Here is a 14998-nt window from a genome sequence, read left to right on the forward strand (position 1 = left end):
GATCTGCTGGAACAAGGCTCTCGAGCGTCACCATCTCGATCGCCGTCTGAACTGGAGCAGGTTTCTTCAACATGCCCCAGTGAATCAAAAACCTCCAGCTAACGCCAGAGGTTTGTCAGCAGTCTGAACGGCGGCATCTCTGCCGCCGTTTCTTCAGATTATTCGCCGAGCCATTCCTTGATTCGCTCGGGATTTTTCTCGATGTAGTTCTCGACCGCCTTTTCGTAGGACGTTTCCTGCGCCTCGAACATCGCAGCCTCGAGCTCATCGATCGGCAGCTTCATTCGCGTGAAGAACTCGGCGACCTCAGCCTGCTCGGCGGAGAAATCCTTGCGGGCAAGGATGTCGACATGCTCGGCAGCGCCAAGCGAACCCTTCGGGTCCTCGATGTAGCGCAGCTCATATTTTCCGAACATCCAGTGCGGGCTCCACGCGGTCGCGACGAACCACTTCTCGGAACGCATCGCCCGGTCGACGGTCGTCAGCATTCCAGCCTCACTCGAGATCTTCAGCTCATAATCGAGACCGTAGTCCTTAACGGCCTGTTCCGACAGGCGCGTCAGACCGGCGCCGGGATCGATGCCCTGAACCTCGCCACCGAGCTTCTCCTTGACGTCATCTTTGGTAAGATCCTCGATCGAAGCGATATCGCTTTCCGGGATGTAGGTGGGGACAACCCATCCAAGCTTTGCGCCGTCATAGACGGTTCCCAGCGTCTCCACATCGTTCTCGATGCGCTTGTAGTAATCCGCGTGGGTCTCCGGCAGCCATGCCATCATCATCACATCGATGTCGCCACGGCTGAGGCCCTGATAGAGGGGCGCAACGTCGGTCTGGACGAGCTCAACCTTGGTGCCGAAATTGTCTTCGATCAGCCTGGCGGCAAGCTTGGTGACGAACTCGGCGTCCGACCAGGCGGCCCAGCCGATCTTCACAGTGCTGGTACCCTGTGCCATTGCCGTCGTTGAGACGAGGCCTGCAACGAGCGCGGCCAATCCCAAGCGAGATACAGTTTTGAACATGGATACTCCTTTTCTGTTCTTTCTAAATTCAAGCGGTTGCGGTTTGTTTGCTTTCGCCATTCTGGACGCTGTTTGTTGTGGCTGGCTCAGGGCTCTGCTTTGCCTTGCGAGCAGCGAACAGACTGAGGAAGCCTGATCCTTCCCTGCCGAAACTCTGGGTGATGCGGTCGAGCAGGACGGCGAGGATGACCACGGCCAATCCGCCTTCAAAGCCCATGCCGACGTTCAGCCGCTGAATGCCCGTCAGCACCTGATTGCCAAGACCGCCGGCGCCAATCATCGACGCAATCACCACCATCGAGAGCGACAGCATGATCGTCTGGTTTACGCCCGTCATGATGGAGGGGAGGGCATTCGGGAGTTGCACCTTGAAGAGCAGCTGCGAAGGCGTGCAGCCGAAGGCGAGGCCCGCTTCGACAAACTCGGCATGAACCTGCCGGATGCCGAGGTTGGTGAGCCGCACGACCGGGGGCATCGAGAAGATGACCGTGGCGATAGTACCGGGCACTGCGCCGAGGCCAAAGAACATTGCCGCCGGAATGAGATAGACGAAGGAAGGCATCGTCTGCATCAGATCGAGTGCGGGGCGGAACAGGCTTGCCACCCGCTCCGACCGCGCCATGGCGATGCCTGTCGGAATACCAAGGGCGACGGCAATGATCGTGGCGGAAAGCACCAGCGCAAGCGTCTGCATCGTGGCTTCCCAGAGGCCCATATGCACGATCAGCCCCATCGACAGCGCCGTGAACAGGGCGAAGCCGAGACCCACGCGCCAGAGCGCCAGAAGCGTCAGGATAGCAATTCCGAGAACGGGCGGAACGCCTTCGAGAACGCCCTTGAACCCATCCGTGACGATGCTGATGGCATAGGCCATCCCGTCCAGCACGGGGGTGAAATTGTCGAGAATGTAATTGACGACGAAGTCGGCGCCAGCGCCGACACTGAAATCGAATTCCATGGTATTTCCTTCCCGGGCACTTACCCGACGCGGTCGAGCGTTTCCAGAAGTGAGGACTTGCTGATCGAGCCGACATAGCGGCCGCGCGCATCGACGACGGGGACGGGCCAGCGGTGGCCGGCAACGACGCCCAGCACATTGGCGAGCGGCTCATCCTCGGCGATAGGCTCGATGTCCTGCAGGAAGGCGTGGCGGTACGGATCGGCTGACCTGCTCTTGATGCGGTCGACCAGCGCTTCCTGGCTCACCATGCCGTGGTATTTCCGATCGCGGCCAACCACGATGGCGATCTCGCGCCCTGTCTTTTCCATCTGCTCCAGAGCCGCAGCACCGGAAACACCCTGCCGGTCAATGATCGTCAGCTGGCTTTTACGGGCGATGTCGCCTGCCTTGAAGACATGCGAAACGTCAACATTTCGGAAGAACGACCGCACATAGTCGTTAGCCGGATTGGAGACGATCTCATCCGGCGTTCCGATCTGTACGACACGCCCGTGCTGCATGATGCAGATGCGGTCGCCGATGCGCATGGCCTCGTCCAGGTCATGGCTGACGAAAATGACGGTGCGGCTGTGCTCGGCCTGAAGGCGCATGAGCTCGTCCTGCATCTCGGTCCGGATCAGCGGATCGAGCGCGGAAAACGCCTCGTCCATCAGCAGGATGGTCGGCTCGCTCGCCAGTGCCCGGGCCAGCCCCACACGCTGCTTCATGCCGCCGGAAAGCTCGTCCGGCTTGCTGTTGGCGTAGTCCCGCAGGCCTACGGCTTCAAGCGCGTTGAGCGCCTTTTCGCTGCGTTCCGCAAGACCAACGCCGGCAACTTCCAGCCCGAAAGCGGCGTTGCTCAGCACAGTCCGGTTCGGCAGCAGCGCAAATGATTGAAAAACCATGCTCATGTCACGGCGGCGCAGTTCGATGAGCTCGGCGCGGGACATGGAGGTGATGTCTTTGCCATCGACCACGATGGAGCCGGCCGTCGGTTCGATCAGGCGGTTCAAAAGACGAAGAAGTGTGGATTTTCCGGAGCCTGACAGCCCCATGATGACGAAGATCTCGCCAGCCTTGATGTCGAACGTGGCATTCTCCACGCCGATCATGCTGCCGGTGGAAGCATGGATCTCTGCCTTGCTCTTACCAGCCCGCACTAGGTCCATTGCGCGCTTTGTATCATCTCCGAATATCTTGAAGACATTCTGAAGTCGAATTTTGATGCTTTCACCCGCATCTGAGGGTTCGTTCTCGATAGACAATGCTATTTCGAAAGTTCAAACCTGCCTTGCGCGACAGATCAACCAGCCCCTGTTTTCCACTATTGATGAACGTTCTGCGCGACATTTTTAGAATGGCACGCAAATGAACGCAGATATATGAGTTTTGCTGCATAATACAGATCGAGATCTCGATGTCCACCCTTATGGCCAAATTGCGACATGAGCCTGTGGGGGAATGGGAGGCTGAAGTCGGAAGGTTCTATCCCATCGACTTATCTGCTGTTGGTTATTGACTCGTACGGCTTTCTTGTACAACTGTACAAATACCAAGGGCATTCGAGTGAGGAACGATGGCGCGAGGAAATGTGCGGGAGGCGTTGTTGGCAGCGGCCATCAAGCTGTTTGCTTCAAACGGGTACAACGCGGTGTCGCTGCGCGAGATCGCCAAGGAGGCGGGCGTGAATGTCGGCAGCCTGACCTACCATTTCGGCTCGAAGTCCGCCCTTCTGCGCGAAATCTATCAGCACAATGCCGCTTCGATGAATCAGCGGCGCCTCGAGCTGCTGGGCGAAGCGCGCCGCATTCACGATCCAGATGATCGGCTGAGGGCAGTCCTGCGGGCCTATGTCATTCCAGCCTTCATCTCATCGTCGGGGCATGATGGCGGGGGAGCCGAGTTCACCCGTATGCGCGCCATCCTGTCGGCCGAAGGAAACGAAGACGCCAAGGCCATCATCGCCGCTACCTTCGACGGCACCAGCCGGGCCTTTCTCGATGCCATCGCCGACTGTGTACCCAATGCGGATGTCGAAGGGTTGGTTTGGCGAAGCCAGTTTCTTCTGGGTTCGCTCTACTATGCCCTGACCAATCCCGAACGCGTCACCCGTCTGTCAGACGGACAGGTTGACGGCAACGACCGCGAAGCTGCGGTCCACCAGGTTGTGGAAGCTGCCTACGTGAACTTCCGCAGCCTGGCAAATTCCGGGCGTCAGGCACGTCCGGGCCACGCGGCGTAACGCCGGTTCTATTCAAGCGGAGGATTCCAATGAAATTAATGAAACTGATAGCGGGGGCTGGACTGGCGCTTGCGATGCTCGCAGCGCCGGGACAGGCTCAGGACCGCATATCCATCGGCACCGGGGGAACAGGTGGCCTGTTCTACATCATCGGCGCAGGCATGGCCGAGGTTCTGAACAAGAACCTGCCCAACGCCACGGCACGTGCTGAGGTTACCGGCGCTTCGGTGGAAAACATCCGCCGCGTTGCAGCTGGTCAGATGACGTTCGGCTTTTCTTCCTCATCCACCCTTTATGAGGCCAGTGTAGGAGAAACCCCGTTCGAGCAGGCGCTTCCCGTCGAGGCGATCGCCTATCTCTATCCGGCCGTGCTGCAGATTGCCACGACTGCGGACACCGGCATCAAGACGATCGCTGATCTCGCCGGCAAGCGTATCAACCTTGGTCCGCCCGGATCGAACTCCGCCGTTCTCGCTCAGCGCCTGCTCGAGGCCTATGGCGCCTTCAATCCGGCCAACGCGCAGTTCCTTTCCTATAACGAAGGAACCGCAGCGCTGATGAACCAGCAGATCGACGCTGCCGTGGTTCTTGCCGGCGCGCCCACGGCTGCCCTGATCGACCTTGGCTCGCAGCGGGACATGGTTCTCCTCTCGATCGATGAGGAAACCGTCAAGCCGATGCTTGAGAAGTATCCCTTCTATCAGGTCTATGAGCTGGCGCCAGGCACCTACGAGGGACAGGAGGAGAAGGTACTCCTGATCAACGATCCGGCAACCCTCTTCACCAGCAAGGACGCCAACGAAGAGACCATCTACGCCATCACCAAGGCCCTGTTCGACAATCTTGGTCAGCTCGCCGAAGTGCATCCGCAGGCAGCCGAGATCAGCGTTGAAACCGGGCCCAACACGCCGATCGCGCTGCATCCGGGCGCAAAGCGCTACTTCGACGAAGTCGCCAGGTAAGTGATAGCCAGAGCCATGCGATACTTTTCCGAATTGTACGACAGCATCGCCTTGCCCGACAGCAACGGCACCCGTGCCGAAACGGTGGCAGTTTCCGTCCTCTATACGGTGCTGGCCGCTGCGGTCACTGCGATCGTCATCTATGGCGCATTCTTCGGGGGCATTACCGCGCTCATCCTGCGGTCGACGTTCTATTCGACGGTGGCCATGGCGGGCCTGCTGGCCTTTGGTCTGCAGGCACGTCTCGGACTGGAGCGCATGGCTCTCTACCTCCTGGCGCTCGTCGCCATCATACCCGGACCCTACCTCTGGCAGTCCTATTTCGACATCATCATGCGCGGAGCGATGTCCACCCGCCTCGATGAAGTCATGTTCGTAGGCGTCCTCGCCGTGACGTTGGTGCTGGTGCGCAAGTCGCTCGGCTGGTCGCTGATCGTGCTGCTGCTCGTTGCGTTGCTCTATGCCTATTTCGGCTATCTGATCCCAGGCAAGTACGGCCATGGCGGCTATGATCTGGCCCGCCTAACATCGACGCTGGTCCTCTCTACCGAAGGCTTCTATGGCGTGCCCATGGGCGTGGCGGTGGAATACATCTTCCTCTTCTCCTTCCTCGGCACGCTGCTGATGGCAACGGGTGCGGGCCAGGTCTTCGTTGACGTGGCGCGTGGCCTCACGGGCCGGGTTCAGGGCGGACCGGGTCTGTCGGCCGCACTCTCCAGCGCGCTGGTCGGTACCATCAACGGTAGCGCAGTGGCGAATGTCGTCACCACCGGTACGTTCACGATCCCGCTCATGAAGAATGTGGGCTATTCCGCCCGTCTGGCCGGCGCAATCGAAGCGGCCGCCTCTTCGGCGGGGCAGATCCTGCCGCCGGTCATGGGCGCGGCTGCCTTCCTGATGGCCGAAATCATCGGCGTTCCCTATTCCACCATCGCTCTTGCCGCACTCGTTCCTGGCCTTCTCTACGTGCTGGCCCTGATCGTTGCGGTCCGGCTTGAGGCGGGCAAGCTGAACCTGCCGCGCGACCCCGACGCCGGCTTGAAGCTGCTGTTCGAGACATTGAAGAAGCGGGGCTACCTGCTCCTGCCGCTGATCGGGATCGTCTACCTGATGGCGACCGGCATGACGCCGACGAGGGCTGCCGTCTACTGCATCATGCTGGCACTTCTCATCAGCCCATGGCGCAAGGATACGCGCATCGGTCTCACCGGCCTGCTGGTCGTCTGCCGCAACACGCTGTTCTCGACACTGCCCATTGTTGCCGCCGTGGCTGCAGCGGGTGGCGTCATCGGCGTCCTCAATCTTACCGGCATGGGCCTGATGGTTTCGAGCCTGATCACCGAGCTTGGCGGCGGCAGCATATGGGCCATCCTGCTCCTGACGGCGCTCGCTTCCTTCATCCTTGGCATGGGCCTGCCGACCTCGGCAGCCTACCTGCTGCTGGCGGTGCTGGTGGCGCCCGCGCTGGTCCGTCTCGGCCTGCCGCCCATCGCCGCGCACATGTACATCTTCTACTTCGGTCTGGTGTCGGCGATCACCCCGCCTGTGGCGCTTGCCGCCTATGCCGCCGCCTCTATCTCCGGCGCGGGTGCGAATGAAACGGCGGTGGAGTCCATCCGGCTCGGGTTCGTCAAGCTCTTCGTGCCGTTCCTCTTCGTCACCATGCCCGGCATTCTGATGTTGGGTTCGGGCGCACAGATCTTCCTGGCCATCGTGCTTTCCACCTGCGCCGTCGTCACGCTGTCCATCGCCTTCTCCGGCTGGCTGGTCAGGCCGATGACCTGGGGTGAACGGGGCCTTCTGGTCGTCGCCACCTTACTCATCTGCTGGCCGACAGCGGTCGATTCCTATGACCCGCTCACCCTTCTGGCCCGGATCGCCGGTCTTGCGATCGCAGGCTTCACGATCTTCCGCCTGACCACCGCCAGCTCAACCAAATCCGTAGAAGCGCAAGTCAACTAGCCTCATGAATATGTTCTCCCCCAATCTCACCCCCCATCCAAACCCGAAGAAGCCGGACATCCGGCTGCCTGAAGGCGCCTGTGACGCCCATTGCCATGTTTTCGGACCGGGTGACGTCTTCCCATACTCGACCTCGGCCACCTATCGGCCGGAGGATGCACCCAAGGAACGACTGCGCGCGCTGCACGATCATCTGGGGCTCTCCCGCGCCGTCATCGTGCAGGCAAGCTGCCATGGCACGGACAACGCTGCGATGGTGGACGCGCTTCTGGCAAGCGACGGCAAATGGCGCGGCATCGCCATGGTTGAGCGTGACGTGACGCCGGAAGCTTTGCAGGCGCTTCACGACGCAGGTGTGCGGGGTGTGCGGTTCAATTTCGTCAACCACCTGGGCGAGGGGGCCGATCACGACGCGGTACTCGAGATCGTGGAAAAGATCAAGCCGCTCGGCTGGCACATCGTGGTGCATTTCGATGCGGAGAAGCTCGAGGGGCTCGCGCCCTTCCTTGAGAAGATCGACGTGACCATGATCATCGACCATATGGGACGCGTCGATGCCAGCAAGGGAACGGATCAGCTCGCCTTCAGGCTGCTGCTGAAGCTGATGGAAGACAAGCGCTTTTGGGTCAAGGTGAGCGGATGTGAGCGCGTGTCCCGCGCCGGTCCTCCGTTCCATGACGCCGCTGAGTTCGCCCGCATTCTGGTGGAGCGCTTCCCGGACCGCGTTCTCTGGGGCACTGACTGGCCACACCCGAACATCAGGGCGAACATGCCGGACGATGGTGCGCTGGTTGACCTGCTCAAGATCATCGCTCCAACCGAGGAAAGCTTGAAGACCCTGCTGGTCGACAACCCCACGCGTCTCTACTGGCCCGAAACGCTTTAGAAATTTGCGACGTCGCGCACCTCAATGGTGCGCGGCGTCCCTTTACCCAAGCTCCAGCGTGGTCACGCCGAAAACACCCTCCAGTTCAAACGAAGGTGCCGGGCCGCGATACATACGCGTGGTCTCAAATCCGCGTGTCATTCCGGCGTTGACCAGAATGTCGGTGAATTCGGCATTCACCTCAGGCGCGTCGATATGAATCTCCGCGCCACAGGCCGCGCCAAGTGCGGCAAGCAGTGAGACAGCCGTCTCCAGATCTTCCGCGAAGAGCGGGCCGATCTTGAAGCCTTCCCGGCACTCACGGGCAACGCCGTATCCACGGACATTAGCACCATCCATGGCCGCGAGCGCGATGCGCGGCGCCTTCGGCCAGTTCTTGATGAAGCTGGGGCGTGGTTCCGGGAAGAAGCGTGTGTCGAAAACGGAGATGGCGGCAGCCCGCTCAGGCGTAATGGGTCTGATGTCACCGCTCTCTTTTGCCTCAAAGCGGCCACTGAAGCGGTAGGTCTTGTAGGCAGGAAGAAAACCCATGCTGCGATAGTTTTCGAGCTGGGCCGGGACGGCATCAAGGCCGATCGTGCGGCCTTCGAGCCGCGCCATGCCCGCATCCCAGACAGCCTTTCCGTAGCCCTTTCCACGCATATCCGGTCGGGAAATATAGAGACCGATGAAACCGAATTTCTCGCCATAGGCGACGGCAGAGATGCCGGCCATCATCTCGCCCCGGTCGAAAATGCCGAGGAAACCTTCGGGTTCGGCCGCGCGCAGCGCGGGCGCATCGGCGAGGCCTGGGTTCCAGCCCTCTCCAGCGGCCCAGTCGATCAGCGTTTCCACTTCCGCTGGCGACAAGACGCGGATTTCGCGGTTCTCACTCATGCTGCACCCCCCGATGGCTCGAAGGACTTAAGCATACCTGAATAGGGCTTGGCGAGTGGGGTTGCATAGGCGCCGCGCTTTGAGGTCATGAGGCCGAGTGCCACCAGCGCTTCTGCCTGCCGCACGGCGGCACTGACGCCGTCAATCACCGGTACGCCGTACTCCGCCTGTAGCTCCCGCGCCATGTCCGCCATGCCCGCGCAGCCGAGCACGATTGCCTCCGCACGGTCCTCCTCCAGGGCTACGATAATCTCCTCACGCAACCGCTCGCCAGCACCGGATGCCGGATCTTCAAGCGAGAGGACCGGGATATCAGCCGCTCTCACCTTGCAGCGCGTTGCCATGCCGTAGCGCTGTACCAGCCCCTCGATGGGCACACGCGATCGTTCGAGCGTGGTGACGATGGTAAAGCGTTGGGCGACGAAGGCTGCAAGGCTGAGCGCCGCCTCGCAGATGCCCAGAACGGGGATGCTGGCCATGGCGCGCGCTGCATCGAGCCCGGTGTCGTCGAAACAGGCGATCACGGCTGCGTCGGCGCCGCTCCGTTCGCTCTCGGCGATGGCCGCAAGCAGGCCTGGCACGGCAAAGGCCTCGTCGTAATAGCCTTCGATCGAGGCTGGCCCCATCGCCGAGGTGACAGCCACGATCTCTGTTCCGAAAGACGCGGCAAGCTTGGCAGAGGCTGCGATGGTCTCTGTCATCGAGGCGGTGGTGTTGGGATTGACGACCAATATGCGCATGGCTGATCAGGCGCGCGCCCGCCTCCGATTGACATAGACGATGAAGCCCAGCGCCGCTGCTATGACGATGAATGAGAACAGCGTGGTGATGGTGCCCAGCGCATAGAGCACCGGTGTCGTCACGTTCGTCGTCATGGCATAGAGCTCGAGCGGCAGCGTGTTGTAGGTGCCTGCGGCCATCAGCGTGCGGGCGAATTCGTCATAGGAAAGGGTGAAGCCGAAGAGTGCCACGCCCACAAGGCTCGGTGCGATCATCGGCAGCACCACGTGCGCAAAGGTCTGCCAGCTGGAAGCCCCGAGGTCACGCGCGGCCTCCTCGTATGAAGGCGAGAAGCGATTGAAGACCGCGAACATGATCAGCACGCCGAACGGCAGCGTCCAGGTGAGGTGTGCGCCGAGCGCGGAGCTGTACCAGGCGGGCCGGAAGCCCAGCTGCTGGAACAGCACGCCGATGCCGAGCGAAATGATGATCGACGGCACCACCAGGCTCGCCACCGCGAGATAGAAGAGCGGTGTCGCGCCCACGAAGCGGCGGCGGAATGCGAGACCAGCCATCAGCGACGCGACGACGGTGATCGCCATCACCATGAAGGCAAGCGCAAGGGAACGGCGGAAGCTGCCGCCGAAATCGCCAACGGCCTGCGTTTCAAAGAGGTTGCCGAACCAGTGCAGCGAAACGCCGTTGAGAGGGAAGGTCAGCCCACCGTTCGGCCCCTGGAAGGACAGGATGATGATCGCCGACAGGGGCCCATAGAGAAACAGCACGAAGAGCGCGAAGAAGGTCGCGAGGACGTAGAATCCGAAGGTTCGCCGTTCGTGCATCGTCAAAGCTCCTTGCGAATATCAACGACACGCAGGATGCCCGCCACCATCAGCAGCACCACCGCAAGCAGCACGACCGCATTGGCCGCCGCCGCCGGATATTGCATCAGCGACATCTGGTTCTTCATCATCAGCGCGACCGATGCGCTCTGGCCGCCCGACATCACCTGCACGGTGGAAAAGTCAGCCATGACAAGCGTGACGACGAAGATCGTGCCGATCGCCATGCCGGGCTTCGCCAGCGGAATGATGACGTTCCAGAGGATCTGCCAGTCGGAGGCGCCGGCATCGCGTGCGGCTTCGATCAGCGAGCGGTCGATGCGCATCAGCGTGTTGAAGATCGGCACCACTATGAACAGCGTGTAGAGGTGGACCATGGCCAGCACCACGGCAAAGTCAGAGTAAAGCAGCCATTCGATGGGGGCTGAAATGAAGCCGCCCTCGATCAGCATGGAATTCACCAGCCCGTTGCGGCCGAGCACCGGGATCCACGAGATCATCCGAATGATGTTCGAGGTGAGGAACGGCACGGTGCAGACAAGAAACAGCACCATCTGCATGCCGGTAGTGCGCACATAGAAGGCGAGGAAATAGGCCACCCAGAAGCCGGTGAAGAGGGTGATCGCCCAGACCAGAACCGCGTATTTCAACGTGTTGAGATAGGTCTTCCACGTCACCCAGGAGCCCAGCGTCTCCTCGTAGTTCAACGTCATGAAGTCCGGATACATCATCGCGAAGTCGTAATCCCAGAAGGACACGACCGCGATCATGATGATCGGCAGCAGCAGGAAGAGCCCCAGAATTAGCGTCAGCGGCAGTGCCTGCAGGTAGGGCGCCATGCGCGGCAGGCGCGCGGAACGGCCCCTTGAGGCAGCAGGGGCGGCAGCGGTTGTGTCTTCGATCATGACGGCCAACAGCAGACTCCGGTGTGAGCGGTGGAGTACCGGCCCGGCAGAAGCCGGGCCGATATCTTAGCGGATCAGGCTGCGATGAACTCGTTCCAGCGACGAACCATGTAGCGGTCCTCGTCCATGACCGAGTTCCAGCAGGAGACCTTGCCCATGCGGTCATCGAAGGAGCCGCCGTCGCGCACGGTCCCGGCCTTCTCCATCACCTGGCCATCGGGTGAGAGGATGTCACCCTGCGCAGGCTTGCCTTCCACCCAGAAGCCCCATTCGTCTTCGGACATGTACTGCTTGGCCGTTTCCATGCAGGCCGAGTAGTAGCCCTGACGGTTGAGGTATGCGCCGACCCAGCCGGACGTGTACCAGTTGACGTATTCATAGGCCGCGTCGAGCTTTGCGCCCGATAGATGCTTGGCGAGGCCAAGACCGCCGCCCCATGCGCGGTAGCCTTCCTTGAGAGGCTGGTAGACGCAGGGCACGCCCTTGGAGCGGACAGCAGCCACGGCCGGCGACCACATGGACTGGATGACCACTTCACCCGATGACATGAGGTTGACGCTTTCGTCGAAGGTCTTCCAGAAGGCGCGGAACTGGCCAGACTGCTTGGCCTTGATGAGGAATTCGATCGTCTTGTCGATCTCTTCCTTCGTCATGTTGCCCTTGTCGCCGTACTTGATCTCGCCCATGGCCTCCATGATCATGGCTGCGTCCATGATGCCGATCGACGGGATGTTGATGATGGCGCTCTTGCCCTTGTAGGCCGGATCCATGATGTCGGCCCAAGAGGTGATCTCGCGGCCCACGAGGTCGGGGCGGATGCCGAGCGTGTCGGCGTTATAGATGGTGGGCACCATGGTGAGCCACTGCGTCGGCTCCTTGGCGAAGGCCTTGTCTTCAGGCTTTTCGACGAAACCGACGGTGTGGGGGGCGGTGCCCTGGGCGATCTCGGACTCCGGATTCAGCTTGCCGGTGATGAAGAGCGGCACGATCTTGTCGTAGTACTTCAGTTTCGAGACATCCATCGGCTGGATGACGCCCGCCGGGAACACCTTCTTCAGGATCCAGTACTCGACGTCGGCAATGTCGTAGCTGTCCGGCTGGGTGACGGCGCGCTGGGCGGCGGCGTCGGAGTCCATCGCCGTCATTTCGAGCGTGATGCCGAGGTCTTCCTTGCACTTCTGGGCAACCGCGTTGAGGTTCGACACGCCCGTGCCGAACTGGCGGAGCGTGATCGGGTTCTGCGCCCAGATGTGCGGGAAGCCGGTAATCGCGCCGGAGCCGGCTGCGAGACCCGCAGCCGCGGTGCCAGTCTTCAGAAGTGTACGACGGGTTATTCCCGTCTTCTTTTCAGTATTCTCTGTCATGTCAGTTCCCCTCTGTTCAGTTATTGTTGAATCAGGCGTCGAGAGGCTGGAGCACGATCGTGTCCTGCGCCTCCCAACAAAGCGGTACTGCATCGCCGATCTTCACGGGGTTCGCGAAGAAGTCGGCGTCACTCAGAATTCCTGTGAAGTCGCTGATGCCGGCGCCGGAGACGCTGAGCTTCACCGATGAACCCCGATACTCGACGTTCTGTACGATGCCGGTGAACCCGAGGCCGGGCTGCACAGGCTCTCCGATCCGCACCCGGTCCGTGCGGATGGCAATGTCGGCACTGGAGCCGTGCTCACGCGCCGGGCCCGTCCCCGCAAAGGTGCCGCCGCCCGCAACGTCGAGTAACAGCATCCCGTCAGCATAGCCCGCGGCTTTCCCGGAGATCACGTTGTGATCGCCCATGAAGCGGGCAACGAAGGCGGTGGCAGGGCGCTCGAAGATGTCGCGCGGCGGTGCCGCCTGCTCGATGCGGCCGTCGTTCATCACCACGATCAGGTCGGCGAGCGCCATGGCCTCTTCCTGGCTGTGGGTGACATGGACGAAAGTGATACCCAGCGAGCGCTGCAGCTTCTTCAGCTCGGCGCGGACACGCACCTTCAGGAACGGGTCGAGCGCGGATAAAGGCTCGTCGAGCAGGAGGGCTTCCGGATTGGTGATGAGGGCGCGGGCGAGCGCTACGCGCTGCTGCTGCCCGCCCGAAAGCTGGGCAGGGCGGCGGTTGGCATAGGCTTCCAGCTGCACGAGCTTCAGCATTTCCAGCGCGCGGGCGCGGCGCTCTTCCTTCGGAACACCCTTCATCTTGAGGCTGAAGGCGACGTTGTCCGCCACATCGAGGTGCGGAAACAGCGCGTATGACTGGAACATCATGGCTGTGCCGCGGCTGGCCGGCGGCAGGTCGGTAACAACGGAACTGCCGAGCCTGATGTCGCCTGCCGACACCCGCTCGTGCCCGGCTATCATCCTGAGTGTCGTGGTCTTGCCACAACCGGACGGGCCGAGAAGGCAGCAATAGCTGCCAGCCGGAATTTTGAGACTGACGCTTTCTACGGCTGTCGTTGAACCGTAGACCTTGGACACAGAGACAATGTCGATCGTAGCGGCGTTGGACATGGGGGACCTCCATCCCTTTCGTGGAGGTATCATGCATCAGCTATGCCAACTGCACTTTGTGGGCTCAAGCCCTTGATCTGCAAACTATTCTTCGTAGTGAGCAGGTCAAATGGCCAAAAGACTTACATGCCCTGCTCAAATATTGTGCTGAATGCTGTAGAGAGCTTGTGCAGCCAAGTAACACGTTTATGAAGTTGCACTGACCGCTTAAACGAAGCCGATCCAGCGGCCGGCTATCACCGCGGATATCCAGGTGACCAGCGACAGGCCCGCCATAACCCGGACCAAAGCAGTCGGGCAGTTCTGCACAGGTCTTTGCCGCCAGGGAGCGAATACCTGGAACAGCAGGGCATTGGCGACGCCAAGGGCGAGCAACGCCATCTTCGCCAGGAAAGCCGGGTTAGCGGCATATTCCTTGGTACGCACGCTGAAGAGCATTACGCCGAAGGCCACTGTCAGGGCGGTGCCGACCATGGCGGTCTGCGAGAGGAACGGACCGATGATATTGAGCGGCACGCTCCGGAAGAAGCCGAGCACACGCAGGTCGAGCGGGATGATCGCGCCGACCAGGATCCCGATCGACAGAATGTGAGCGGCGTTGACGAACATGTAGAGCCTTGGCGACATTGTCAGTGTCTGCGCAAGGGCACTGCCGGAGAGCCAGTTGAATAATTCCAGCAAGTGACCGTCAGTTCCTGATGCGATCAGGGTAGATGTCGAAGCTCTTGTCCCCAATCGTGATGCGTACCGCTTTCATCAGCTTCTCGTTCTTGTCGAGCGAACGGTTGCCTACCACCGTCACCTCATCACCGACGTTGGCTGCTCCCGGAACAAAGCCGGAGCGCTGGGTCTGCGTGGGATTGGCAAGATCGACCTCCCAGGTCTCTCCACCGGCCTCAACCACAAGGGAAGGGTGGGGTGGTGCGAACGATATCTCCTGGATCGTTCCCTTGAGCTCGCTCTGCTCGCCTTCCGCCCAGCTCCAGCCGTGGTGGGCAAGAGCTGTCGTTGCGAAAAGTGTTGAAGCAAAGAAGCCGGCAAGAATGGTTTGCGGTTTCGGGGCCATGGCAATCCTCCTCACCGTTGATGCCGTAGTCCAGAGGTCGCCAGAGTGCACGCTTAGGGTAAGACCGTCCACTCACAAAGAGATGAGGCAG

Annotated in this window: 15 protein-coding genes; 4 read left to right on the forward strand and 11 right to left on the reverse strand. The window is 60.9% G+C overall.

The genetic code is table 11. From position 1 onward, the window contains the following. Positions 1 to 158 precede the first annotated feature (158 nt). From IEX27_RS17225 to proV, 3 genes are read right to left on the reverse strand one after another with little or no spacing between them, the layout of a single operon-like run. Positions 159 to 1022: a glycine betaine ABC transporter substrate-binding protein gene (locus IEX27_RS17225; protein ID WP_188722331.1), complete on the reverse strand. Its 864-nt coding sequence runs from the start codon at positions 1020 to 1022 to the stop codon at positions 159 to 161. A gap of 28 nt (positions 1023 to 1050) precedes the next feature. Beyond that, the gene (locus IEX27_RS17230; RefSeq protein WP_188722332.1) at positions 1051 to 1980 is read right to left on the reverse strand and encodes an ABC transporter permease; all 930 of its coding nucleotides are present in this window, start codon (positions 1978 to 1980) and stop codon (positions 1051 to 1053) included. Positions 1981 to 2000: 20 nt separating this feature from the next. Beyond that, on the reverse strand, positions 2001 to 3131 hold the full coding sequence (gene proV / locus IEX27_RS17235) for a glycine betaine/L-proline ABC transporter ATP-binding protein ProV (protein ID WP_373869896.1): 1131 nt from the start codon (positions 3129 to 3131) through the stop codon (positions 2001 to 2003). A gap of 407 nt (positions 3132 to 3538) precedes the next feature. Here proV and IEX27_RS17240 point away from each other — a divergent pair, with 407 nt between their 5' ends. Genes IEX27_RS17240 through IEX27_RS17255 form a run of 4 tightly spaced genes read left to right on the forward strand, consistent with a single transcriptional unit; the run spans position 3539 to position 8014 of the window. After that, positions 3539 to 4204 (forward strand): TetR/AcrR family transcriptional regulator, encoded by a 666-nt coding sequence (locus IEX27_RS17240; protein WP_188722333.1) that lies wholly within the window; start codon positions 3539 to 3541, stop codon positions 4202 to 4204. A 29-nt stretch (positions 4205 to 4233) separates the two neighbouring features. Further along, complete coding sequence (locus tag IEX27_RS17245; RefSeq protein ID WP_188722334.1) at positions 4234 to 5166, forward strand: TAXI family TRAP transporter solute-binding subunit; 933 nt, start codon at positions 4234 to 4236, stop codon at positions 5164 to 5166. Positions 5167 to 5181: 15 nt separating this feature from the next. Then, the gene (locus tag IEX27_RS17250; RefSeq protein ID WP_188722335.1) at positions 5182 to 7128 is read left to right on the forward strand and encodes a TRAP transporter permease; all 1947 of its coding nucleotides are present in this window, start codon (positions 5182 to 5184) and stop codon (positions 7126 to 7128) included. Between the two features lie 4 nt (positions 7129 to 7132). Next, on the forward strand, positions 7133 to 8014 hold the full coding sequence (locus IEX27_RS17255) for an amidohydrolase family protein (RefSeq protein ID WP_210315557.1): 882 nt from the start codon (positions 7133 to 7135) through the stop codon (positions 8012 to 8014). Between the two features lie 42 nt (positions 8015 to 8056). On the opposite strand, the gene IEX27_RS17260 is transcribed toward IEX27_RS17255, so the two are convergent. The 8 genes from IEX27_RS17260 to IEX27_RS17295 all read right to left on the reverse strand — a co-directional run bounded on the left by IEX27_RS17260 (position 8057) and on the right by IEX27_RS17295 (position 14907). Further along, positions 8057 to 8890 (reverse strand): GNAT family N-acetyltransferase, encoded by an 834-nt coding sequence (locus IEX27_RS17260; RefSeq protein WP_188722336.1) that lies wholly within the window; start codon positions 8888 to 8890, stop codon positions 8057 to 8059. Then, positions 8887 to 9630 carry an aspartate/glutamate racemase family protein gene (locus IEX27_RS17265; RefSeq protein WP_188722337.1) on the reverse strand — a complete coding sequence of 248 codons (744 nt, stop codon included), beginning with the start codon at positions 9628 to 9630 and terminating at the stop codon, positions 8887 to 8889. Before IEX27_RS17265 ends, IEX27_RS17260 begins: the two co-directional genes overlap by 4 nt. Before the next feature lie 6 nt (positions 9631 to 9636). After that, a complete protein-coding gene (locus tag IEX27_RS17270; RefSeq protein ID WP_188722338.1) occupies positions 9637 to 10452 on the reverse strand; it encodes an ABC transporter permease in 816 nt (271 codons plus the stop codon). A gap of 2 nt (positions 10453 to 10454) precedes the next feature. Further along, on the reverse strand, positions 10455 to 11357 hold the full coding sequence (locus IEX27_RS17275) for an ABC transporter permease (protein WP_188722423.1): 903 nt from the start codon (positions 11355 to 11357) through the stop codon (positions 10455 to 10457). A gap of 74 nt (positions 11358 to 11431) precedes the next feature. Further along, complete coding sequence (locus IEX27_RS17280; protein ID WP_188722339.1) at positions 11432 to 12721, reverse strand: ABC transporter substrate-binding protein; 1290 nt, start codon at positions 12719 to 12721, stop codon at positions 11432 to 11434. Positions 12722 to 12752: 31 nt separating this feature from the next. Further along, positions 12753 to 13841, reverse strand: a complete 1089-nt coding sequence (locus IEX27_RS17285; RefSeq protein ID WP_188722340.1) for an ABC transporter ATP-binding protein — start codon at positions 13839 to 13841, stop codon at positions 12753 to 12755. Positions 13842 to 14048: 207 nt separating this feature from the next. Further along, the gene (locus IEX27_RS17290) at positions 14049 to 14522 is read right to left on the reverse strand and encodes a DUF6644 family protein (RefSeq protein WP_188722341.1); all 474 of its coding nucleotides are present in this window, start codon (positions 14520 to 14522) and stop codon (positions 14049 to 14051) included. 7 nt (positions 14523 to 14529) lie between these two features. Then, positions 14530 to 14907 carry a DUF6152 family protein gene (locus IEX27_RS17295; protein ID WP_188722342.1) on the reverse strand — a complete coding sequence of 126 codons (378 nt, stop codon included), beginning with the start codon at positions 14905 to 14907 and terminating at the stop codon, positions 14530 to 14532. Positions 14908 to 14998 lie beyond the last annotated feature (91 nt).

Source organism: Nitratireductor aestuarii, assembly GCF_014641695.1.
GTDB lineage: Bacteria > Pseudomonadota > Alphaproteobacteria > Rhizobiales > Rhizobiaceae > Chelativorans > Chelativorans aestuarii.